The following is a 22,731-nucleotide window of genomic DNA, read 5'->3' on the forward strand; positions in this document are numbered from 1 at the left end:
GTTTGCGTTGCGGGCTCGCCGGAGCATTGGCATAACGCCGAGCGCCGCATCTCGGTCGTGAGACGCGCCATGGTTGCGCGCGCCTCACGCGAGGATCGACGACCGGCCCGCAACCCGCCTCGAACCTTCGCTCTTCATTGCGAAATCACAGCGGATTCACTGAGGAATCAGCGCCGCTCCTGTCTCGCATGCCCCTGCGGATGAGCTGCCGCGTGAGCCCGTGCGGGATGCGGGTGCGGCGCATGTCCCGCTGGCCTCGGCGCCTGTGCCGGGCTCGGCGCTTCGTGCTGCTGCATCTCGTGCTGCTGAGGCTGCGGGGTCGGTGCGGGCTGCACATTGCGCTGCGCCTCTGCCTCGCTGCGCTGCTCCGCTTCCTGCCGCATCGGCATGTCATGCGTCGTGCCGTTCGCTGCGTTCGGCTCATGCGCTCCGTTGGGACCCGGCATCGCATCGGCGGGTGGATGAGCCGCGCCTTGAGGCGGTTCGCCACGCTGGGCATGCATCTGCGCCACGGAATGCTGCGCGCCGGAAGGCGTACCCATGGCGTTCGGATGGTTCCCGCCCGCATGCGACGTCGGCCGCTCGCCGGGCTGCGCGGCGTTCGCGCCGAAATGCGGCATGGACATCGTGGCCGGATTCCCCCGAGCCGCCTGCTCGCGCATCTGCTGCGCGGCCGCATTCCCGGCAGGCGGCGCACCGCGATTGATCAGGTTGCCGACGTTGTTATTGGTCGTGCCGTAGTTGTTCGTGATCCGCGTGTTGTGGACGTTGTTGATGTTATTGACGACGGTCGTCGACTTCGAGATATAGGTCTTGTGGTCATACACCACGGCCGGCCGCTGCCAGTTGCCCCACGCGGGACCGCCCGCATGCGGTGCGCCCCAGTTCACGTCCCAGGCGTGCCAGCCCCAGTCGTGGTGGCTGAACAGCGCGCCAACGGCAATGCCTACGCCGAACGACAGCACGCCCGCCGTCACCACCGCGCCCGTGCCGTAGACCGGCCGGTAGGCATAGCCCGGGTAGACGGCGGCGGTGCCGTAGACGACAGCCGGGTTGTAGACCGGCACATAGACCATGTCGGGACGGGTCGGCTCGATCACGATGGTCTGCGGCGGCGGCGGCACGATCGGCGGTCCTTCATAAATCGCCGGGCCGCTGGGCGCCGGCGTATAGGACGGCGGCGGCGCGCTCTGCGTGGTCTGTGTGACGCGCAACTGGCTGCCCGAGCTGAGATGGTTCGCCGACTTCGCACGCTGGCGCATCACCTGGATGGCGTTCAGCACGTCGTTCGGATCGTGGTAGTAGGCCTGACCGAGCGCGGTGGTCCACTCCATGTTCGACGCCATCTGCGAGAGCGTCGCCGGGAATGCCGCAAGCGCCTTGACGGACGCGTCCCACGGCTGCGCATCCGCGGCCGACGTCAGCGCGGTGCCCTTGAGCGTCGGGTTCTGTCCGAGCCATGTGTTGGCGGCCTCAATCTGGTCCGGGTAAGTCGAGCCGGCCAGCACCAGCGCGACGAGCTTGTCCGGAAACAGCGCGATCGGCGCGACCAGCTGGTAGAGCTGGTCCGCGCTCGGCGGCGTGTAGGCGACCGGCGCCGGCTGCGCGGCCGAGGCGGCGCTGGCCGCATCGGCTACGCTCGCGGCGGCCGGTTGACTCGCGGCCGGGACATTGTCGTTGCTGTCATTACTCTTCTGGTTGCAGGCACTTAGACCGAGTAGTGCAATCACGAGTGACGACGCGACGAGTGTTCGGGCATGGCGATCATAAAACGGCAAAGTTTTTTTCATGACATTGTCCTTATCGGCGTGTTGATTTGGCGTGTTGATCTGGAATGGTCGTATTGACAGTAACGACCTTTGAACCGGCTTCGTGCACTTCTCCCGTCGGTCTTTATGTAACAGTCTGTGCGCGCCGCGCGGCACGATCGCCGGGGAAACGCCCGGACCGGTAACGGTCAGACGAGCGGTGCCTTCAGGCGGAGCTGGCCCACCCCCGTGTTTGAACTCGAGCCATCCGGTAACAAAAATACCGCCCGTCGATAGCGGGTGAAACATCGTTTTTTCCGAAACCGGATTGCCCGACCGGAATGGCGATTATCGATAATATTTATTCGCCAGTTTTTAATATTTTAAAAAACAGCATTAAAGATTAATCGGGATTTTTTGCTTGACGCGTATAGCATGCACTGCCACTATAAAATTACGCTAATAGCCGTTTTTTCACGAGTCAAGAAAAAACGATTTGATACATCTATTTACGATTTCGGGAAAGGTAAACGCACTACCGGCGTGCGAGGTCCGCCATGTTTCCTGGCCTGAACGAAACCCATCACGACGCAACAGACCGGATGCAAGCCGCAACGAGCAACGCTTCGAGCCAATCCGCGAAAACGTGCAGGCGACGGGAGAGTTGCTGCCGCTGCGGGTAAAGCAACATCATGGGCATGGGCGCTGCACGATACGCACCGAGAATTTCCACGAGTTCGCCCGTCCGCAAATGCGCTTGCACGTCATAGGCAGGAATCTGAATGAGACCGACACCCGACAGGCAGCACGCGATATACGCTTCCGCACTATTGACGCTGACCCGGCACCTGAGCGGCATCGCCCGCCTCACGCCGCCTTCCATCCATTCCCATGACGCAACCTGCGCGCTGGACCGCGAGGTGTAGCCCACCATCCAGTGATCGTCGAGATCCTCGGGACGCTCGGGCACACCATGACGCTGCAGATAGGCCGGACTCGCCACATTGATGAGCGCCAGGTCACCCACGCTGCGCGCGGACAGCGCTGAGTTATGCGCAGAATTGGGCGGCGTACCGACCCGCAGCACGCAATCGACTCGCTCCTCGACCAGGTCGATGACGCGATCCGTCATGCCGATCTCGATATCGATCTGCGGATATCGCTCGAGGAAGCCGGGCAGCGCCGGCGCAACGATCAGACGGCCGATGCGCGCGGGCATGTCCACGCGCAACTTGCCGCTGGGCGTGCTGCGCGTCTGGCGGAACAGATTTTCCGTGTCCTCCATGTCGGCGATCAGATGCAGGCAACGCTCGTATAAGGCCGAGCCATCGAGCGTGGCCGACACCTTGCGCGTCGTCCGGTGCAGCAGGCGCGTGCCGAGACGGCCCTCGAGCTCCTGGATGGCAGCGGACACGGAAGAACGCGGCATCGCCAGGGTGTCGGCGGCTCGCGTGAAATTGGCGCACTCCACGACGCGGGCAAAGATACGGAGCAGGTCGATTCGGTCCATAGGCGTATTCGCAGACGAGCGGCAGACGAGCGTCGCTCGCCTGAACAGGTGACGCTGGCGCGTGCAATTGGTCGGTATTTCTGTTCAGTCCTGTCAGAACCAAGGGCTTTATCTGTTTTTTAAGGACTATATCATCGGTGAATCACGCGGTTGCATGTCGCACACCGCACAACTTCGACGGAGACACGATATGGCAGACCACAGCATTGCAGGCAAAACCGTCCTGATCGCAGGCGGAGCGAAGAACCTCGGTGGGTTGATTGCACGCGATCTGGCCAAACATGGCGCGAAAGCGGTGGCCGTCCATTACAACAGCGCGAGCACCAAGGCCGATGCCGACAGCACGGTCGCCGCGATCCAGGCGGCCGGCGCACAGGCTGTTGCATTCCAGGCGAACCTCACGCAGGCGAGCGCGATGGAGAAGTTATTCGCCGACGTCGTTGCCGCCGTGGGCCGCCCCGACATCGCGATCAACACGGTCGGCAAGGTGCTGAAGAAGCCCTTCACGGAAATCAGCGAAGCGGAATACGACGAGATGAGCGCCGTGAACGCCAAGTCGGCGTTCTTCTTTCTGCGCGAGGCCGGCAAGCACGTCGCCGACAACGGCAAGATCGTCACCCTCGTCACTTCGCTGCTCGGCGCGTTCACGCCGTTCTATGCGGCCTATGCCGGCACCAAGGCGCCCGTCGAGCACTTCACCCGCGCGGCGGCGAAGGAGTTCGGCGAGCGCGGCATTTCGGTGACGGCGGTCGGCCCGGGTCCGATGGACACGCCGTTCTTCTATCCGGCGGAAGGCGCGGATGCGGTGGAGTATCACAAGAGCGCGGCGGCGCTGTCGAAATTCTCCCGAACCGGGCTCACCGATATCGGCGACGTCGTGCCCTTCATCCGTCATCTGGTCAGCGACGGATGGTGGATCACGGGGCAGACGATTCTGATCAACGGCGGTTATACGACCAAATAAGCGCTTCGACCGGCGCGCTTCGCCGCTGCGGCATGCTTGACACCCGAGCATGCCTTTTGACCCGTTCATGCCGGTTTCTCATCCATTATGCGCAACGGGTGTCACTTTCGCGCGTCAGCGTGTGAAATCGGACAGACTTTCGAGTTAGCATGTCGGGCATCACGGATATCTGCAAGGAATTCAGATGCCATTTGACGAGCGCATGCTCAACGGCATGGGCGTGCTGACGGCGATCGTCGATTGCGGCAGTTTCGCGGCCGCCGGTGAAGCGCTCGACATGTCGCAATCGGGCGTGAGCCGTTCGGTTGCGCGGCTCGAAGCGCGCCTCGGCATCCGGCTCTTCGATCGCACCACGCGCTCGGTCACGCTGACCGACGAAGGCCGGCGCTTCTACGAACAGATCGTGCCGCTGCTGAGCGGCCTCGAAGAAGCGGCGGCATCGGCCGCTCAAGGCGCGACCGCCGTGCGCGGCCGGTTGCGCGTCAACATGGACCCGTTCTTCTCGCGGCTCGTGCTGGGGCCGAGGCTCGGCGGCTTCGTCGACAAGCATCACGACCTGCAGCTCGAACTCGTGACGCGCGACCAGCTCGGCGATATGGTCGCCGATGGCTTCGATCTCGCGATCCGCTTCGGCGAGCCGCTCATCTCGACGCTCGTCGCGCGCAAGCTGCTCGACACGCGCATTCTGACCGTGGCCGCGCCGTCGTATCTGAAGAAGCATGGGCAGCCCGCGAGCCCGACCGAACTCGAAAGCGGCAAGCATGTGTGCATCAAGTTTCGCGATCCGTCGACGGGCTATCCGTTCACGTGGGCATTCCATCGCGGCCGCAGGAAGCTCGTGATTACGCCGCAAGGACGCCTGACCGTCAACGACGTGGGGACCTTGCATAGCACCTGCGTCGCGGGCCAGGGCATCGCGCAGATTCCCGGGCTCGGGGCGGAATCGCTGCTCGCGAGCGGCAAGCTCGTCGATCTGTTTCCGGACTGGGGCGACGCGGTGTATCCGCTATATGCACTGTATCCGTCGCGGCATCATCCGCCGGCCAAGGTGCGCGCGTTCCTCGATTTCATCGTTTCGCTGACCGGCGGTGCGCCGCGTGAAGCGGCGGCCTGACACGACAGCGATACCGGGCGTGCACCGATCAGTGCGAGGTCGAGCGCGATTTTTCTGCTAAGCATTCCTTGCTTAGCAAACGCGTATTTGTTGCTTGGCCCTATCCGTGCCGCTGATTACGATAAAGGCGTTCCGTCATCGCAGCAGAGGGGATTCGCCATGTCAGAGCATGCCTGTTTCAGACCGCGCGTGATCGAGCCTGTTCTCGACAATCAGCCGGACGGCCTCGGGCTTGCCGTGGAGTTATGGCTCGCGCAACCGATCGACGGCATCGCGGGCCGTGCCGTGCAGATTCATCTGCGAGGCGACGCGAAGATGGAACAGGCCGAGACGCTGCGCGATCTGTTGCATGCGTGGGGGATGCGGCTTGTTGTGAGTTGAGGGTATTTTGTTTCTGTTAGTTTTGTACGCACGGGCGTATGGGTTTATTGTGTCATGGCACCATCCTTGATGGCGTGTGTTACAGGTAGCCACAGGACTTCTCTGAGTCTCGACATAGCCAAGTCTTTCTCTACCGATTGTCAAACTTTGACAATCGGCGCCATCCCGAAATTCGCGCTTGCTATATTCCTCCGACGATTTAATGGAGGAACTATAAGTACTACCTATAATTATGGCGTTCACACCTATCTCTCTCCGTCTGAACTCTTCTTCTGGTCTTTCTGGACGAAGCATCGCAACGACTGGGCGTCGATGATCTCGTGAGCGTTTCGGCAATTCTCGCCGGCTGGCCGTTCCTGCCAACACGGCGCAAACCAATAGGCACAACGAAAGGCACATCGATCGCATCGCGTGTTTCTCGCCGGCATCTGGACTACGAGATCAAGTTTCGTATACTTCCGACGCTCACATTGCAAAGCGTACGCAAACTGAAAATCCTCTTCACAAACAATCTCGGTGTATTCGTAGGGCGATCAATCCCAGTCATCGGAGAAGTGTTTCTCGCCTACGATGCGACAACCATTACCTACAAAAGTATCAGACACTACAACCTGCTCGTGAAACCGGAAGACCGGGTGTACTAATGGACCATCAACGGCTGGGCGCCATCGAAGAATTCGTGCGCGCACGAACCGGAATCTCGCAGCGCAAGCAGATTACCGCTCAAACGAAGCTCACGGACGACCTGGACCTGACAGGCATTGAAGCCGAGACGTTCATGAAAAAGTTTTTCGACGCCTTCAACGTCGACGTCGGCGACTTCAGCTTCGATCGCTACTTCGTGAACGAAGGGTCCGGCCTCATCCTCTCGCTCGTCACCGTGCTCTTCAGGAAAAAGCACGGCGCACTTGAACGCGTGCCGATCACGGTCGGCATGCTCGCCGATGCCGCAGCGCTCGGCAGATGGGATTCGGCCTCGCTGGAAGGAAGGCACGACTCATAAAGCGAGCGATAGGTTCGCCAGGTCGTGCATCCGCATCGTGACATGCCCGAAGGCAAAGCCTGAGCGCAAACTCCACTCGCAATAAACACCAAGCCCCGGCCAGTCGCAAGACCAGCCAGGGCTTTGGATTGAAGCGAAACGGCGCAGCAACAGAATCAGGCGGACCCTCAGGCGGATCCAACCCGCCACACCATCAAACCCTCACCGAAGGCGGCACATAGCGGCACTCGTAACGCTTTCTGACAGTGCCGTTCTCATCGACGCTTTCGAGGTACACGTCGAACTGCCACAGCCGCGCCATGTGCTTGAGCACTTCATCGCTATCGGACGACAGATGCCGGTTGTCGCTCATGAAGTGCCGCAGCGTCAGGCTGCGATCGCCGCGCGTATTGACCGCCCACACCTGAATGTTCGGCTCGCGGTGATGCATGTCGTACTGCCGCGACAACGCCTGGCGCACGTACTGATAGCCGCTGTCGTCGTGAATCGCCGAGACTTCGAGCGCATCGCGCATGTCGTCGTCGAGCACCGAGAACAGGCGCATTTCGCGGATCAGGTGCGGCGACAGATACTGCGCGACGAAGCTCTCGTCCTTGAAGTTGCGCATCGCGTAATGCATCGCGGGCAGCCACGGACTGCCGGCCAACTCCGGAAACCACTTGCGGTCTTCCTCGCTCGGCGCCTCGCAGATGCGGCGAATATCGCTCATCATCGAAAAGCCGAGCGCATACGGATTGATGCCGCTGTAGTACGGCTTCGTGACCGGCGGCTGATAGACGACGTTGCTGTGCGAATGGAGAAACTCCATCATGAAGCCGTCTTCGAGCTTGCCCTGGTTGTACATCGTATTGAGCAGCGTGTAGTGCCAGAACGTCGCCCAGCCTTCGTTCATGACCTGGGTCTGCCGCTGCGGATAGAAGTACTGGCCGATCTTGCGCACGATGCGAATCACTTCGCGCTCCCACGGTTCGAGCAGCGGCGCGTTTTTCTCCGCGAAATACAGCAGGTTTTCCTGCGGCTCGGGCGGAAAGCGCTCCTCGACTTCCTCGGGCAACGGCGTATGCCGCGTCGGCAGCGTGCGCCACAACTCGTTGACCTGCGATTGCAGATACGCCTCGCGTTCGCGGCGCGCGGCGAATTCCCGTTCGAGCGACAGTTTCTGCGGGCGCTTGTAGCGGTCCACGCCATAGTTCATCAGCGCATGGCACGAATCGAGCAGTTCCTCGACACGGTCGAGCCCAAAGCGTTCCTCGCACTCGGCAATGTAATTCTTCGCATAGACGAGGTAGTCGATGATCGCGTGGGCATCGGTCCAGAGCTTGAACAGATAGTTGCCCTTGAAGAACGAGTTGTGCCCGTAGGCCGCATGCGCGATGACGAGCGCCTGCATCGTCATCGTGTTCTCTTCCATCAGATACGCGATGCAGGGGTTCGAGTTGATGACGATTTCATACGCGAGCCCCATCTGTCCACGACGGTAGCTCTTTTCGGTGGCAAGAAAGTGTTTGCCGAACGACCAGTGACGGTAGTTCACGGGCATGCCGACGGACGCGTACGCGTCCATCATCTGTTCGGCGCTGATGAGTTCGAGCTGGATCGGATACACGTCGAGCTCATATTGCTCCGCAACACGGGCAATATGCGAGTCGTACTCTTCGATCAATTCGAAGGTCCAGTCGGACGGGCACGGCAGAGGCCTTCTATCGGCTACGTTCATACGGACTTCCCTTTGCCCTCGCGGGGCGTTCCGGCGTGTCCCGTGCTGCAGCATGGCAGACTGCTCCGGCTCGGACGGCTACCGTTCCGCCCTCGCCTCGGCATGCCCCCATTGTGACCGCGGCACGCCTTGTGCGCCGCGGCGCCCTTTCATACGACCTGTGCTGAATCTTGTCGCAGGAATGCGCGCCGCGCGCTTCATCGATCAGGTGCTTGCTCGCAACGGGCGTTCCGTCACGAAGTCGCCGCCTGCTTCTCGAACAGCTCGCGAAACACCGGATAGATATCGGCTGCGGTTTCCACCTTTTTCATCGCCATATGCGGCTGGGTCAGGGCCAGTTGCGCATATTCGAGCCACAGGTTCTGCTCTTCGGGCGTCACCTGAATATACGCAAAATACCGCACCTTCTCCAGGATGTCATCCGCGAGTATCTTGCGGCACTTCGGAGAATCGTCGGTCCAGTTGTCGCCGTCCGACGCCTGCGCCCCGTAAATATTCCATTCAGTCGGCGAATAGCGCTCCTCCATGACTTTGCGCATCAGTTCGAGCGCGCTCGACACCACCGTGCCACCGCTTTCGGTCGAGTGAAAGAACGTGTCTTCGTCGACTTCCTCGGCACGCGTGTGATGGCGAATGAACACGACCTCGATGCGCTCGTAATTGCGCTTGAGAAACAGGTACAGCAGGATGAAAAAGCGCTTGGCGAGGTCCTTGCGCTGCTCGTCCATAGAGCCGGACACATCCATCAGACAGAACATCACGGCCTGACTCGACGGCGTGGGCTGCTTCACGCGATTCACGTAGCGCAGATCGAACGGGTCGATGAACGGAATTCGCCAGATGCGTCCCTTCAAATGGTGGATGTCGTCTTCGAGCAGCTTGATCTCTTCGCGGCGATCGGCGGGATCGGCCTTCAGCTCTTCGAGTTGCCGCTCCATCTCGCGCAACTGGTTGACAAGCGGCGCACCGAGCGCGATGCGCCGGCCCAGCGCACTGCGCAACGAGCGGACCACGTCGATATTGTTCGGCGTGCCTTCGGCGGCCCAGCCCGCGCGGATGCTTTTCCACGTCGGCACGGCCATCAGATGGGTTTTGACGAGACGCGGCAGTTCGAGGTCGTCGAAGAAGTACTGCATGAATTCTTCGCGGCTCAACTCGAACACGAAGTCGTCCTGACCTTCGCCTTCGTTGCTGGCCTGGCTACCGCCACCGCTACCCCCGCCGCCTTGCGGACGCTGGATCTTGTCGCCACGGATATAGTCCGAATTGCCGGGGTGCACCATTTCGCGCTTGCCGCCGGGGCCATGACGGAACGACGGTTCCGCGATGTCCTTGCGCGGAATGGTGATGCTCTGGGTATTTTGAATGTCCTTGATGCTGCGGTCGCGCACGGCCTCCGAAACCGCGCGGCGAATGTAGTTCTTGACGCGGCGCAAAAAACGCTCGCGATTCGCGATACTTTTGTTCTTGCCTGCCAACCTGCGGTCGATAATTTGATGAAGCACGCCCGGTCTCCCGTCCCATGCAGCCGCGATCTTCTGCGGCCGCACTCATATTTCGGGTGCGCGAAACGCCCGCCGCGCAGTGCAACGCTATGCGGCTTGCGCCTCGCCGGTTGCCCGTACGGTTAAACCGTACGGGCGGCACACCATCGGTATCACGCGCGCATCATGACGACTTGCGCACGCGCAGATACCAGTCACACAGCAAGCGCACCTGCTTCGGCGTATAGCCCTTCGCCACCATGCGATTGACGAAGTCTTCGTGCTTGCGCTGCTCTTCCGCCGAGCCTTTCGCGTTGAACGAGATCACCGGCAACAACTCTTCCGTGTTCGAGAACATTTTCTTTTCGATCACGACGCGCAGCTTTTCGTAGCTGATCCACGCGGGGTTCTTGCCCGCATTCGCGGCCCGCGCGCGCAGCACGAAGTTCACGATCTCGTTGCGGAAGTCCTTCGGATTGCTGATGCCCGCGGGCTTCTCGATCTTCTCGAGCTCGGCGTTCAACGCGGCGCGGTCGAAGCTCTCGCCCGTGTCGTGATCGCGGAACTCCTGGTCCTGAATCCAGAAGTCCGCATAGGTCACGTAGCGGTCGAAAATATTCTGGCCGTATTCCGAGTACGACTCCAGGTACGCGGTCTGGATCTCCTTGCCGATGAACTCGGCATAGCGCGACGCGAGCACGTCCTTGATGAAGGACAGATACTTCTGCTCGGTTTCCGGCGGGAACTGCTCGCGCTCGATCTGCTGTTCGAGCACGTACATCAGATGCACCGGATTGGCCGCGACCTCGGTCGAGTCGAAGTTGAATACGCGCGACAGAATCTTGAACGCGAAGCGGGTCGACACGCCGGTCATGCCTTCGTCGACGCCGGCAAAGTCGCGATACTCCTGGTACGACTTGGCCTTCGGGTCCGTGTCCTTCAGATTCTCGCCGTCATAGACCTGCATCTTCGAGAAGAGGCTCGAATTCTCGGGCTCCTGCAAGCGCGTGAGCACCGACATCTGCGCCATCATCTTCAGCGTGCCTGGCGCGCACACCGCATTCGCGAGCGAGGAGTTGCGCAGCAGCTTCTCGTAGATCTTGACCTCTTCGCTATAGCGCAGGCAGTACGGCACCTTCACGACGAAGATCCGGTCGAGCAGCGCCTCGTTGTTGCGGTTGTTGCGGAACGCCTTCCACTCCGACTCGTTCGAGTGCGCGAGGATGATGCCGTCGAACGGAATCGCGCCGAAGCCTTCCGTGCCCTTGAAGTTGCCTTCCTGGGTCGCGGTGAGCAGCGGGTGCAGCACCTTGATCGGCGCCTTGAACATTTCGACGAATTCCAGCAGGCCCTGATTCGCGAGGCACAGGCCGCCCGAGTAGCTGTAGGCGTCGGCGTCGTCCTGCGCGTACTGTTCGAGCTTGCGGATATCGACCTTGCCGACCAGCGACGAGATGTCCTGATTGTTCTCGTCGCCCGGTTCGGTCTTGGCGATGCCGACCTGGCGAAGGATGGAAGGATAGCGGCGCACCACGCGGAACTTGCGGATGTCGCCGTTGTACTCGTGCAGGCGCTTGACCGCCCACGGACTCAGGATGCTTTTCAGGTAGCGGCGTGGAATGCCGTATTGTTCTTCGAGGATCGGACCGTCTTCCTCGTAATCGAACAGACCGAGCGGCGACTCGTTCACGGGCGAGCCCTTGATCGAGTAGAACGGCACGCGCTCCATGAGTTGCTTCAGACGTTCCGCAATCGACGACTTGCCGCCGCCGACCGGGCCTAACAGATACAGGATCTGCTTCTTTTCTTCGAGCCCCTGGGCCGAGTGCCGGAAGTAGGCGACCACCTGCTCGATCACCTCTTCCATTCCGTAGAACTCACGGAATGCGGGGTATACCTTGATGACCTTGTTCGCGAAGATACGCGATAAACGCGGATCGTTGCGCGTGTCGATCTGTTCCGGCTCCCCGATTGCCGTCAACATGCGTTCGCCAGCAGTGGCGTACGCGGCGGGATTGTCTTTGCAGAGCGCGAGATACTCCTCGAGCGAGAGTTCGTCCTCCCGTGTTTTCTCGAAGCGGGTCGCGAAACTGCTGTAGATATCCATGCTACCTCCTCGCCGAAGTCTGGAGCGAAGTCGTGCGCGGCGCGCTATTCGGAAACGACATCGCTCGAATTCATCCTAAACCCTTTTAAATTTTTTTTCACGGACTACGTTACGAAAATCGCACCATAACCGCTTCCTGCCAATCCTCACTTGGAAACCCGGTTTCAAGCACCTACAATTTCCCACTCATGTTGCAGCGCTCATGATGTTGCGATGACGTTGACGCCATCGCCGCTCACACCGCCTCACCTCGCTACGCCTCACTGCTCCTTCCGTTCCACTGCTGCTTTATTCAGCAACGCATCGCCGGTTGGCGCTATTGCGCGGCTTCATTGTGCCGCCGCATCGCGTGACCTGCGTCACCTGAGTCACGGCTTCCACGTCATCGCACCGCAGCCGCAGCGTGCCGTTGCACATCGCGTTCCCGCACTGTCGCGTCGTCAGGCATCGGCTGTCCGCCCATGCGCATTTCATCTCTAAAGCCCCGATGTCATGATGCTGCGTGACGGCTTTCCATCTCAACGCACGACCCGAACGCGCGGTCTACACGCATGTACAGTTGTTACATGTCCGTTGCACGCTTAGCGCACCTTCACGCGATTCGTCCGCGCGCGATGGCTTTTGGTTCCGCGCGCAGCACGCATGAGTCACGCATCGTTGCGTGAAGCGTCTGTATGACTGGTTCACGGCGGCAAGTCGCTACGCCTTCATAGGTGTATACGGAAAGACCCACGCAAAGTTGCAACGACCTCGCGCAGACCATTAACGATTTAGATGCCGCGCGAAGCGCGTGGCGTCGTGAAAAACAGAACGGCCGCCCTCGGGCAGCCGTTTGCATGATGCTTCGTCAGCGGTGGTGACAGGCGCGGGCGCGCCGCTGCGGTGTGTTCGCTCAGGTCAGCTCGATTTCCACTTCGCCGAGGCCGTCGATATGGCCGCGCACGATGCCCGGCTCGCCGACCTTGTGCGCGCCGACGTACGAACCGGTGGTGATCGTCCAGCCGGGTTCGATCGTGATACCCATTGCAGCGCAATGGTTGACGAACCACACGAGCAACTCGCGCGGATCGCCGGCCGGATTGCCGGTCGCTTCCGGCACGAGCGAGCGGCCGTTGACGCTGAGTTCGAGCTCCGGCGAGACGAAATCGAAGCTGCGCGCGAGGCCCGCATACGCGACCGGATGCCCGGTGATCAGCGCGCCGTTGTTCTGCGCGTCGGCCAGTTGCGCGAGCGGTGCGACGTTGGGCCACTCGGCGAAGCGGCTGTCGACGATCTCGATCGCGGGCAGCGCGACGCCAAGCTTCGCGAGCACCTCGTTGCGCGCATACGCGTCGTTGCGCGGCTCGATCGTCTCGTCGAAACGAAACGCGATTTCGAGTTCGAGCAGCACGCGGAAGAACCCGTCATGCGCGAGCCGCGCCGGCGACGGCACCGCGAGCGACGCCGGAATCGGCGCGCCCGACGCGGCGCCGCCCGGCGTTTTCGCGCCGATCTTCCACGCGCCGGTCGACTCGCCGAGGCCCGCGATGACCGCCTGCTGGATCGCATAGGCGGTCGCCGCATCGGGCGGCAGGCTGTCGGGTGCGGGCGCATCGATCGGGCGATGCTGCCGGCGTGCCTCGACGAGGCGTTGCACAAGATCGTATCGCGTCATGTCGGTCCTTTCTGGCTGGCGCATGGAACGGTTCATCGGGGCGTCGCGACGGTATCGCGCTCGGGGGCAAGCCACGTGGGGCGCCGGCCGGCGCCGGCTCGGGTCGTGGCCGTGCCCGTCAATGTACCGGATCGCGGCGCGCGCCGGGGAGAGCCCGAGTCACGCAAACGTCAATTCACGCGCGTGTCATAAAAAAGACCGCGGATGCGGGCGCATGCGCGGTCTTGGATCCGTGGATTGTCATCGGCGTGGCCCGTCGTCGTCCCGCCGCGCGGAACGCGCGGGAATGCGCAGAAAGAGGCTGTCCGGGGCGAGTTAGTCGGGAATGAATGTTCCGATATGGCTGCGCTGGCGCCGCGTTGCCCTGGAACAGATGGAAGCGCGGAAAACCAAAGCCGACGCGCGCTTCGCCAGCGGGCACGTCACGTCAGAACGTTTCCCAATCCTGATCGCCGCCGGCGCTCGCGGCAGCCTGAGTGGACGCCCGCACAGGCGCGGCCATCGCCAGCGGCGCTTCGGATGCCATCGCGGACGTCATCGCCGCCGAAGCCTTGCCCGGCAGGGCAGCAGGCGCACCGGCATGCATGAGCTTGCGTGCGCGAACGGTATTGGACAAACCCGCCGACGCCCCCGCCGGCATCGCGCGCCTCGGTGCGCCGGCGGTCTGCACGCGCTGCGGGTGCTGCCCGCCGTCATCGACCTGGAACACCGCCACGGCCGTGCGCAGGTGCGCCGCCTGCTCTTCGAGCGACGCCGCCGCGGCCGCCGCCTCTTCGACGAGCGCGGCATTCTGCTGCGTGACCTCGTCCATCTGCGTGACCGCGCGCGCGACCTGGTCGATGCCGCCGCTCTGCTCTTCCGACGCCGCCGCAATCTCGCCCATGATGTCGGTCACGCGCTGCACTGCGCCGATGATCTCGGTCATCGTGCGGCCCGCCTCGTCGACGAGCGCCGAGCCCGACTGCACGCGCTCGACCGAGGTGTCGATCAGTTCCTTGATCTCCTTGGCCGCCGCCGACGAGCGCTGCGCGAGGCTGCGCACCTCGCCCGCGACGACCGCGAAGCCGCGCCCTTCCTCGCCGGCGCGCGCCGCCTCGACGGCGGCGTTGAGCGCGAGGATATTGGTCTGGAACGCAATGCCCTCGATGATCGAAATGATGTCCGCGATCTTCGCCGAGCTCTGGTTGATGTCGCCCATCGTGCCGACCACCTGGCCGACCACCGCGCTGCCCTTGTTGGCGATCTCCGACGCGTTGGCCGCGAGCGAGCTGGCCTGGCGCGCGTTGTCGGCGTTCTGTTTGACCGTGCCGGTCAGCTGGTCCATGCTCGACGCGGTTTCCTGCAGCGCCGACGCCTGCTCCTCGGTGCGCGACGACAGATCGATGTTGCCCGCGGCGATCTGGCGCGTCGCGGTCGCGATCGACTCGCTGCCGCTGCGCACGCTGCGTACCGTTTCGGTGAGGCTGCGCTGCATTCTGGCGATGCCGTCGAGCAGTTGCCCCATTTCGTCGCGCGACGTGACGACGACCGGCCGGCGCAGATCGCCGGCCGCGATCGCGTCGAAGTGGCCGAGCGCTTCGTCGAGCGGCCGCGAGATCGCGCGGCTCAGCGTCAGATACGACAGCAGCGCCGCAATCACGCCCGCCACCAGCGAGCCGATGCTGACCATGCGGAACAGGTCGAAACTGCCTTGCGCGGAGTCGTAACCCTGCCTCGCCGAGTCGAACTGGAATTTGCGCAGCGCGTCGTCGGCGAGCGAGAGCGCGTTGTAATCCTCCTGCAGGCCCTTCCCGCTCCCGACCATCTTGTCATGATCGTTCGCCGCGATGACCGCCGCGAACGCGTCCATGCGTTGATGCAGCGCGTCGCGCTTCGCCGTGACGTCCTGCGCGAGCCGGTCCTCATTGGCGTCGCGCGGCAGGTCCAGATATTTTTTCCACCACGTGTCGGACGTCTCGCGCATCAGGCGCGCGCGCTCCAGCGTCGCCGCGACTTCGGGCGAGCCGCCCATGAACGCGGCGCGGTCGAGCACGAGCCGCTCGCGCGCCGTGTACACCTCGGCGTTATCGATGGCGGTCGCGCTCGGCATCGCGTTGGTGAAGGTGTCCTGGTAGGCGCTATTCGAACGGCTGATGCCGAATAAGCCGAAAACGCTGATCGCGACCAGCAACACGGCGAGGAAAGCCATCGTGAGGCCGATTCGCGCCTTGATCGTAATGCCCTTGTTCAACATGGTGTTCCTGTGGCTGTGCAAAGTGAGAGGCGGCATTCGCAGCATGGCGGCGGCGTGACAATCGGGTTCCGGCGCTTTGTTGTGTGCGTGCTTCCAGTCCCGTTTACGGCAGGGCCTTCGCAGACTTGAAGCATTTGAAGCCCGCGACGCTCAAGTCCATGAAAAAAGACGTTGTAAGCAGTTGAAAGCGAGTTGGGCTTTGAAACGGTGAGATCAGGGCAGGCAGCGAGCGCTGGCGAGGCTGGGTGGCGCGTGAGTTTTGAGGTTGCCGCGGCAGAACCCGGGCGCGGGACGCCGGGTGAGGCGAAGCCGGCTGATCCTGTTTTGGCGCAGGCGGAGAAAGCGAGCGGCGTTTTGTTTTTGCCTTGCCTTGCCTTGCCTTGCCTTGCCGAGGCGAGGCGAGGCGAGCCGGGCTCAGGCCAATGAGGCGAAAGCGTCGACCTCGGCTCGCGTCGGAATCGACGGCTGGGCGCCCGCGCGTGTCACCGAAAGCGCCGCGGCGCGCTGCGCGAAGCGGATCGCCGCGTCGACGCTCGCGCCCTGCGCGAGTTGCGCCGCGAAGCCGCCGATGAACGTATCGCCGGCCGCGGTCGTATCGACCGCCGCGACTTTCGGCGCATCGTAGTGAGTGGCGGCCGCGTCTTCGAGCGCGGCGAGCACACCGCACGCGCCGAGCGTGACGAGCACGTTGCGCGCGCCGGCCGCTTGCAGCGCGGCGGCGGCTTGCGCGGCGGCGTCGGGCGAATCGGCCCGCAGGCCGCTTAGCGCGGCCACTTCGAGTTCGTTCGGAATCAGATAGTCGACGAGCGGCAGCCAGTCGGCCGGCAACGGTCCGGTGGCGGGCGCGGGATTGAGGATCACGATCTTGCCGAGCCGGCGCGCCGCGGCAAGGGCCGCGCGCACCGCCTGCGGCGGCGTTTCGAGCTGGCAGATCACGACGTCCGCGGCGGCGATGGCCGCTTCATGGCGCGCGATCGTCGCGGGCGTCACTTCGCCGTTGCTGCCCGCGACGATCACGATTGCGTTCTGGCTCGCGTCATCGACGGTAATCAGCGCAACGCCGCTCGCCTCGGCGCCGGTTTCGAGCGCGGTGCAATCGATCCCTTCCGCGTCGAGGCCGGCGCGCAACTGCGCGCCGTTCGCATCGGCGCCAAGGCAGCCGAGCATCGACACCCGCGCGCCGAGCCGCGCGGCCGCGACCGCCTGGTTGCCGCCCTTGCCGCCCGCGACCTGGGCGAACGTGCGGCCGGCAAGCGTCTCGCCCGGATGCGGCAGACGCGGCGCGCGCACCACGAGGTCCATGTTCAGACTGCCGACCACCGTCACGCGCGCAGCCGTTTGGTTGTGTGCCACTTGCCTGTCTCCGTTGTGCGCCGCGAGGCTGAACCGCTACCGGATGCCTGCCGTGGTGGCGATCTTATGCGTGCGTTGTCTTATTTATGTGCGTTGGTGCGTGTTTTTTACGCGTGCGTTACTTTATGCAGGTGCCGCTTCATGCGTGCCAAGCGTCATAGGTGCACTTCTTCGTGCGGGCGCCGCCTCATACGCATGGTCACTCATACGCATGGTCACTCATACGCATGGTCACTCATACGCATGGTCACTCATACGCATGGTCACTCATACGCATGGTCACTCATACGCATGGTCACTCATACGCACGGTCACGCCGCCTGATCGCGCCGGGCCTCGCCCGCCCACGCCGCGGTCGACTCCCGCACGATCAGGCGCGGCGACACCACGCGCCGCTTCGCCGGCGCGCGCGCGCCATTGCCCGACGAAGCCTCGGCGATCCGCTCGATCAAGGTCTGCGCGGCCATGTCGCCGAGCGCGCGCACCGACTGCCCGACCGTAGACAGCGACGGAAACGTGAAACGCCCGAGCTCGATATCGTCGAAACCGATGATCGAACAGTCGCGCGGCACGCTGATATTGCGCTCGGCCGCGGCGCGCAGCGCGCCGATGCCCATCATGTCGTTGCCCGCGAAAATCGCCGTCGGCCTGACCGTCTCGAACAGTTGCGCGGCCGCGCGATGGCCGCCCGTGCCCGAAAAATCGCTTTCGACGATCGCGCCATCCGCAATCTCGATGCCGCGCTCGGTCATCGCGCGGATAAAGCCGTGCACGCGCATCGCGCTGACCGCCGTCTGCACTGGCCCCGTGATGCAGCCGATCCGCGCGTGGCCGAGTTCGAGCAGATGGCGCGTCGCGAGATAGGCGCCCTTTTCGTGGTCGATCTGCACGAGGTCCGCGTTGAGCCCCTCGATGTTGCGATCGACCACGACAAGCGGCTCGCGCGAGTCGGCGAGCGTCTGCGCGAGCACCGCGTCGTCGCCGGCCGACGCGACGATCAGCCCGTCGATGCGCTTTTCCTGCAGCACGCGCAGATAGTTGCGCTGCTTGGCGGGGTCGTCGTCGGAATTGCAGAAGAACACGCAGTAGCCGTTGCGCGCGCAGCCGTCCTCGATGCCGCGCGCGAGTTCCGCGAAATACGGGTTCGTGCTGTTCGGCACCACGAGTCCGATCGTCGCGGTGGCGCGCGCCTTCAGCGAGCGCGCCACCGCCGACGGCACATAGTGCAGTTGACGGATCGCGTGTTCGACTTTCGCGCGCACGTCGGCCGATACCGGGCGCGAGTTGTTCACCACATGCGATACCGTCGTGAACGACACGCCCGCCACAGCCGCTACATCCTTGATCGTCGCCATAACCTGTTGCTCTCCTGTCGATCGGAGTGCGCTTCGGCGCTGACTCCCATCCCATGCAGTTTCGTCGCGGTCGATCGGACCGTGTGCGGCTGGCTTGCCGCTCGCGGGCGGCACCGAGGGGTTGGCGGACAAGGTCGTGTCCGCGGCGCCGCCTTGCTCCGCACCTCACACCTCGCCCATCCTGCACGCCGCTCGTGCTTGTCGCCCCGTGTGTGGCCCGCCGCGGCGCGCCACGATCGATCGGCCATGACGCTTATCTCCGGATTTAACGGCAGCCCGGCGACTTTCTTGAGCATTTGCTGAATAAATGCGGAGCCGCTGGTTATGGAACCGCTTTCACTACGACTTTTTAGCCAATTTGTGACATTTTTTGCCACGTCATCCGGCACCGCTTGCGTCGCCTTGCCGGCGCCCGCGCTTTCTCGCGTCCTTCCTCGCGCCCTGTTCGTGCATGGCGAAGCGGCCGCGCATCCGTTGCGCGAGCGCCCTTGAACCGGGGCCGGCTACAGCCAGCCGGCCTTGCGAAAGCGCTGGAACAGCACGACGTCGATGACCAGCATGACGAGCAGAACGACCGGATAGCCGTACTTGAAATGGAGTTCGGGAATCCGCTCGAAGTTCATCCCGTAGATGCCCGCGATCATCGTCGGCACCGCGAACAGCGCCGCGAACGAGCCGAGCCGCTTGGTGATCTCGCTCTCCGCGAGCGAGATCATGCCGAGGTTGACCTGCACCGCGGTCACGACGATTTCGCGGCGTCCCTCGATGGTCCGGACGATCCGTTCGAGGTGGTCGTAGACGTCGCGAAAATAGGCCTGCATGCCCGAGCACATGCTCGGAATGCGCCCGCCCGTCAGCTTGCCGAGCGCTTCCTGCAGCGGCACGATATGGTGCTGCAGGATCACGAGCCGGCGCTTCATCGAATAGAGGTCCTGCACGATCGCGCGCGAGGCGGCCGAATCGTTCTTGTCGAAGATGCGGTCTTCGAGCGCTTCGAGCTCGGTGCTCATCGCCTCGATGACCGGAAAATAACGATCGACCACGTCATCGACGAGCGCATACAGCACGAACGCCGAGCCTTCCTTGAGCAGATGCGGCTCGCGCTCGCAGCGCGCGCGCACGTTCTGGAAGCCGGTGCGCGTGCCGCGGCGCACCGACAGCACGTAGTTGCTGCCGACGAACACGTCGACTTCGCCGATCATCAGTTCGCCGTCGTCGTCGGTCTCGACCGTGTGCATCACGGCGAACAGCGAATCGCCGTACTCCTCGATCTTCGGACGCTGATGGCCGTTCTGGGCGTCCTCGATCGCGAGTTCGTGCAGATTGAACTCGTCTTTCATCATCGCGAGTTCGCCGGCGTCCGGGTCTTTCAGCGCGACCCAGACGAAGCACTCGGGACGCGCGACGTAGTCGCTGATGTTCTCGATCTCGATGTCGGCGAGTTTCCGGCCGTCCTGATAGGCGGCGCAATTGATCAGCATGTTCGGATTACCTTGAAAACGAAGTCCGCCTCGCGCTTCGCCTTGCCTCGCGCATCAGCGCTTCGCAAGGCGGTCGTCGCGGCCGGCATTAATTCAGATTGGGGACGCGCTCGCCATCCGCGCACGCGAGCGCATCGCGAAAGCGCGCGAACGCTCGCATGACTGCCCTGCATGATAGCAACGCACGACCATTCCGCCAGCCTGGCCGAACGGCCAGGGGCCGCGCCTCTTGCGTGGCGCGGCGTTCTTCTTCATGATCGACCTGAAGGTGGCCGCGTGCGGACGTTGCGGTGCGCGCCGTACCGTACTTCGGCGCATCCGCTGCGGGAAACCGGACGGAGTCGGACGCGGGCGAGGCCGCAGCAACAAGCCCTGCGATTACGCGCCGCGCCCCGCCGCCCTCGTTTGCCGGCCTTTATGCCGCTTCATGCCGGCTTCATGCACGCGTCGCCGGACGCGTGTTCAAGGAGACTGCGATGTGGTATTTCACCTGGATTCTCGGCGTGGGCGTGGCCCTCGGTTTCGGCATCATCAACGTCATGTGGCTCGAGACCAACGGCAAGTTCGCGCGCGATCCGCAGCCCCCCGGTGAGGACGCCGCTGCATCGGGAGATTCGCCTTCGTGACGTCGCTGGTTTTCTTTTGCGGTCATGCGGGCACGGGCAAGACGACGCTCGCGAAAAAGCTGCTCGCGCCGTTGATGAAGGCGAGCGGCCAACCCTTCTGCCTGCTCGACAAGGACACGCTGTTCGGCGGCTACAGCGCGGCTGCGATGGCAATGCTGACCGGCGATCCGAACGACCGCGACAGCCCGCTTTTTCTGCAGCATCTGCGCGACCCCGAGTATCGCGGGCTCATCGACACCGCGCGCGACAATCTCGAACTTGGCATCAGCGCACTGGTGATCGGACCGCTGTCGCGCGAAGTACGCGAGCGCAAACTGTTCGATCACGCATGGCTCGGCGTCGCGCAAGACGTCGAGTTGCGTGTCGTCTGGGTTCACACGTCGGAAGACACGGCGCGGCAGCGGATCGTCGCACGCGCGAATCCGAACGACGCATACAAGCTCGCGCACTGGGACGAGTACCGGCAACGGCGCTTCGTGCCGAGCGGCGCGGCTTGCGACGATCTGCTGATGTTCGACAACACCGCGCCGACGCAGGCGGATTACGATGCGCTGCTGGCGCGGCTCGTTGCCTGACGGGTGATGAACCAGGCAGATGACGAACCGCACGTGCGATAAAGTTTGCGCGGATGCGCTCAGGCTCCATGAGCGCGTCGCAGCCCGTGGGCTCGACCGCGACGCCCCTCGTCCCGACATATCAAAACCTTCAACCCTCGAACCGGCACGCCCTCAAACCGCGGCCGCCGCCCGCACCCTCGCCTCGAACGGCTGCCCTTCGTAGAGCTTCCCAAAACGATTCGCCAGGAATTCGCCGAGCGACACCTGCTCCTGGCGCACGAAGCCCTGGTGCGGCAGCCTGCGTTCGCGGAACAGATCGAGCACCGCGCACATCGCGCCGGCCGTCGTGATCTGGATCGCGCTCATCGGCACGCCGCCGACGGTCTTCGCGAAGACCTTGCGGGTGAACACCTCCTGCACGAGCTGACCGTCGCGCATGCCGCTCACCGTGATGAACACGAGCACGACGTCCTGCTCGGTCGCAGGCACCGCGCGCCGCATGATCGTCTTCAGCGTGTCGCGGTCGCTCGACAGACGCAGGTCTTCGAGCAGGAACTGCATCAGGTTGCGATGGCCCGGATAGCGCACCGACTTGTAATCGAGCGATTCGACGCGGCCCGCCAGCGTCTCGCACAGCGTGCCGAGACCGCCCGACGTGTTGAACGCTTCGTACTCGATGCCGTCGAGCGAAAAATGTTCGAGACCTTCGAGCGGCTGCACCCACAGCGTGCGGCTGTCGCGAATCGCTTCGCAGGGCTGGCAATACTCGTTGATGAGACCGTCGACGCTCCACGTCAGGTTGTACTTCAGCGCGTTGGTCGGGAATTCCGGCAGTGCGCCGACGCGCATTTTCACGTCGCGGATTTCCGTGAAGCGGTTCGCGAGTTCGTGCGCGGCAATACCGATGAAACCCGGCGCGAGACCGCATTGCGGCATGAACGCATGCCCGGCGTCTTCGGCGAGCGCACGGATCGCGTGGGTCGCGCGCACGTCCTCGGTCAGGTCGAAATAGTGCACGCCCGCGCCCTTTGCCGCCGACGCGACGTTGACCGCGAGGTAGTACGGCAGCGCGTTGACGAGCACGTCGAAGCCCTGGATCGCGGCGCGCAGCGCGGCGGCATCGGCGGAATCGACGCGGCGCGTCGAGATGCCCTGGACGGCGAGCTTATCGAGCGCGTGCGGATCGCGGTCGAATGCGACGACGTCGTAGTCACCGGTCTCCCGCAACAGATGGGCAATCGTGTGACCGATCAGGCCCGCGCCAACAATCGCTACTTTCATGTGCTTCTCCTTGTTGTCCGTGTGCCGTCTCCGAGCCAGGCAGGCGCGCCGCGCTTGGCATGCGGCGCCCGCGGGCCGAACCCTTCAAGGACAGTGTAGGAAGAAGCGAGAACAGTTCATATGCGCAAAATGCTGCGCTATGACCATAAAGTTCGACGTTATG

The 22,731-nt window shown here is 63.2% G+C and carries 16 protein-coding genes and 2 pseudogenes; 7 read left to right on the forward strand and 11 right to left on the reverse strand.

Annotation, left to right across the window (positions count from 1 at the left end; translation table 11 throughout):
- Window positions 1-167 precede the first annotated feature (167 nt).
- Both F3J19_RS21895 and F3J19_RS21900 read right to left on the reverse strand, forming a co-directional pair.
- The gene (locus F3J19_RS21895) at window positions 168-1,790 is read right to left on the reverse strand and encodes a DUF3300 domain-containing protein (protein WP_167045912.1); all 1,623 of its coding nucleotides are present in this window, start codon (window positions 1,788-1,790) and stop codon (window positions 168-170) included.
- A 541-nt stretch (window positions 1,791-2,331) separates the two neighbouring features.
- Window positions 2,332-3,258 carry a LysR family transcriptional regulator gene (locus F3J19_RS21900; RefSeq protein ID WP_167045915.1) on the reverse strand — a complete coding sequence of 309 codons (927 nt, stop codon included), beginning with the start codon at window positions 3,256-3,258 and terminating at the stop codon, window positions 2,332-2,334.
- A gap of 190 nt (window positions 3,259-3,448) precedes the next feature.
- Between F3J19_RS21900 and F3J19_RS21905 the strand changes: the two genes are divergently transcribed.
- From F3J19_RS21905 to F3J19_RS21920, 5 genes and pseudogenes are all read left to right on the forward strand, one after another.
- Window positions 3,449-4,222 (forward strand): SDR family oxidoreductase, encoded by a 774-nt coding sequence (locus F3J19_RS21905; protein ID WP_167045918.1) that lies wholly within the window; start codon window positions 3,449-3,451, stop codon window positions 4,220-4,222.
- Between the two features lie 184 nt (window positions 4,223-4,406).
- The gene (locus F3J19_RS21910) at window positions 4,407-5,336 is read left to right on the forward strand and encodes a LysR family transcriptional regulator (protein ID WP_167045921.1); all 930 of its coding nucleotides are present in this window, start codon (window positions 4,407-4,409) and stop codon (window positions 5,334-5,336) included.
- Window positions 5,337-5,495: 159 nt separating this feature from the next.
- Window positions 5,496-5,717: a hypothetical protein gene (locus F3J19_RS21915; RefSeq protein ID WP_167045924.1), complete on the forward strand. Its 222-nt coding sequence runs from the start codon at window positions 5,496-5,498 to the stop codon at window positions 5,715-5,717.
- Between the two features lie 213 nt (window positions 5,718-5,930).
- A pseudogene (locus F3J19_RS33110) lies at window positions 5,931-6,361 on the forward strand (STM2901 family protein).
- Window positions 6,361-6,720 carry a DUF1493 family protein gene (locus F3J19_RS21920; protein ID WP_167045927.1) on the forward strand — a complete coding sequence of 120 codons (360 nt, stop codon included), beginning with the start codon at window positions 6,361-6,363 and terminating at the stop codon, window positions 6,718-6,720. Before F3J19_RS33110 ends, F3J19_RS21920 begins: the two are co-directional and overlap by 1 nt.
- Window positions 6,721-6,913: 193 nt before the next feature.
- On the opposite strand, the pseudogene F3J19_RS21925 reads toward F3J19_RS21920, so the two are convergent.
- From F3J19_RS21925 to corA, 8 genes and pseudogenes are all read right to left on the reverse strand, one after another.
- Window positions 6,914-8,606 (reverse strand): annotated as a pseudogene (locus F3J19_RS21925) (SpoVR family protein).
- A gap of 64 nt (window positions 8,607-8,670) precedes the next feature.
- Complete coding sequence (locus F3J19_RS21930) at window positions 8,671-9,942, reverse strand: YeaH/YhbH family protein (protein WP_167045933.1); 1,272 nt, start codon at window positions 9,940-9,942, stop codon at window positions 8,671-8,673.
- A 163-nt stretch (window positions 9,943-10,105) separates the two neighbouring features.
- Window positions 10,106-12,028, reverse strand: coding sequence for a PrkA family serine protein kinase (locus F3J19_RS21935; protein WP_167045936.1), 1,923 nt, complete (start codon window positions 12,026-12,028; stop codon window positions 10,106-10,108).
- Window positions 12,029-12,920: 892 nt separating this feature from the next.
- On the reverse strand, window positions 12,921-13,682 hold the full coding sequence (locus F3J19_RS21940; RefSeq protein ID WP_167045939.1) for a hydratase: 762 nt from the start codon (window positions 13,680-13,682) through the stop codon (window positions 12,921-12,923).
- Window positions 13,683-14,109: 427 nt separating this feature from the next.
- Window positions 14,110-15,915, reverse strand: a complete 1,806-nt coding sequence (locus tag F3J19_RS21945; RefSeq protein WP_167045942.1) for a methyl-accepting chemotaxis protein — start codon at window positions 15,913-15,915, stop codon at window positions 14,110-14,112.
- A 414-nt stretch (window positions 15,916-16,329) separates the two neighbouring features.
- A complete protein-coding gene (gene rbsK, locus F3J19_RS21950) occupies window positions 16,330-17,268 on the reverse strand; it encodes a ribokinase (RefSeq protein WP_167045945.1) in 939 nt (312 codons plus the stop codon).
- Between the two features lie 311 nt (window positions 17,269-17,579).
- The gene (locus tag F3J19_RS21955) at window positions 17,580-18,623 is read right to left on the reverse strand and encodes a LacI family DNA-binding transcriptional regulator (protein ID WP_167045948.1); all 1,044 of its coding nucleotides are present in this window, start codon (window positions 18,621-18,623) and stop codon (window positions 17,580-17,582) included.
- Between the two features lie 503 nt (window positions 18,624-19,126).
- A complete protein-coding gene (gene corA, locus F3J19_RS21960; RefSeq protein ID WP_167045951.1) occupies window positions 19,127-20,104 on the reverse strand; it encodes a magnesium/cobalt transporter CorA in 978 nt (325 codons plus the stop codon).
- Between the two features lie 476 nt (window positions 20,105-20,580).
- Here corA and cydX point away from each other — a divergent pair, with 476 nt between their 5' ends.
- Window positions 20,581-20,730: a cytochrome bd-I oxidase subunit CydX gene (gene cydX / locus F3J19_RS21965; RefSeq protein ID WP_167045954.1), complete on the forward strand. Its 150-nt coding sequence runs from the start codon at window positions 20,581-20,583 to the stop codon at window positions 20,728-20,730.
- Window positions 20,727-21,305: an ATP-binding protein gene (locus tag F3J19_RS21970; protein WP_167045957.1), complete on the forward strand. Its 579-nt coding sequence runs from the start codon at window positions 20,727-20,729 to the stop codon at window positions 21,303-21,305. The genes cydX and F3J19_RS21970 overlap by 4 nt, the downstream gene beginning before the upstream one ends.
- 153 nt (window positions 21,306-21,458) lie before the next feature.
- Here the strand turns inward: F3J19_RS21970 and F3J19_RS21975 are convergent, their stop codons facing one another.
- Window positions 21,459-22,568 carry a saccharopine dehydrogenase NADP-binding domain-containing protein gene (locus F3J19_RS21975; RefSeq protein ID WP_167045960.1) on the reverse strand — a complete coding sequence of 370 codons (1,110 nt, stop codon included), beginning with the start codon at window positions 22,566-22,568 and terminating at the stop codon, window positions 21,459-21,461.
- Between the last annotated feature and the right edge of the window lie 163 nt (window positions 22,569-22,731).

Origin of the sequence: Burkholderia sp. Ax-1724, from assembly GCF_011752995.1 — a bacterium.
Taxonomy (GTDB): Bacteria; Pseudomonadota; Gammaproteobacteria; order Burkholderiales; family Burkholderiaceae; genus Paraburkholderia.

Excerpts from the sequence above, each read along its gene's own strand:
- corA (WP_167045951.1), bottom strand. The coding sequence starts at position 20,104 with ATGCTGATCAATTGCGCCGCCTATCAGGACGGCCGGAAACTCGCCGAC.
- F3J19_RS21940 (WP_167045939.1), bottom strand. The coding sequence starts at position 13,682 with ATGACGCGATACGATCTTGTGCAACGCCTCGTCGAGGCACGCCGGCAG.
- F3J19_RS21920 (WP_167045927.1), top strand. The coding sequence starts at position 6,361 with ATGGACCATCAACGGCTGGGCGCCATCGAAGAATTCGTGCGCGCACGA.
- cydX (WP_167045954.1), top strand. The coding sequence starts at position 20,581 with ATGTGGTATTTCACCTGGATTCTCGGCGTGGGCGTGGCCCTCGGTTTC.
- F3J19_RS21955 (WP_167045948.1), bottom strand. The coding sequence starts at position 18,623 with ATGGCGACGATCAAGGATGTAGCGGCTGTGGCGGGCGTGTCGTTCACG.
- F3J19_RS21910 (WP_167045921.1), top strand. The coding sequence starts at position 4,407 with ATGCCATTTGACGAGCGCATGCTCAACGGCATGGGCGTGCTGACGGCG.
- F3J19_RS21900 (WP_167045915.1), bottom strand. The coding sequence starts at position 3,258 with ATGGACCGAATCGACCTGCTCCGTATCTTTGCCCGCGTCGTGGAGTGC.
- F3J19_RS21975 (WP_167045960.1), bottom strand. The coding sequence starts at position 22,568 with ATGAAAGTAGCGATTGTTGGCGCGGGCCTGATCGGTCACACGATTGCC.
- F3J19_RS21935 (WP_167045936.1), bottom strand. The coding sequence starts at position 12,028 with ATGGATATCTACAGCAGTTTCGCGACCCGCTTCGAGAAAACACGGGAG.
- F3J19_RS21945 (WP_167045942.1), bottom strand. The coding sequence starts at position 15,915 with ATGTTGAACAAGGGCATTACGATCAAGGCGCGAATCGGCCTCACGATG.
- F3J19_RS21895 (WP_167045912.1), bottom strand. The coding sequence starts at position 1,790 with ATGAAAAAAACTTTGCCGTTTTATGATCGCCATGCCCGAACACTCGTC.
- F3J19_RS21905 (WP_167045918.1), top strand. The coding sequence starts at position 3,449 with ATGGCAGACCACAGCATTGCAGGCAAAACCGTCCTGATCGCAGGCGGA.
- F3J19_RS21915 (WP_167045924.1), top strand. The coding sequence starts at position 5,496 with ATGTCAGAGCATGCCTGTTTCAGACCGCGCGTGATCGAGCCTGTTCTC.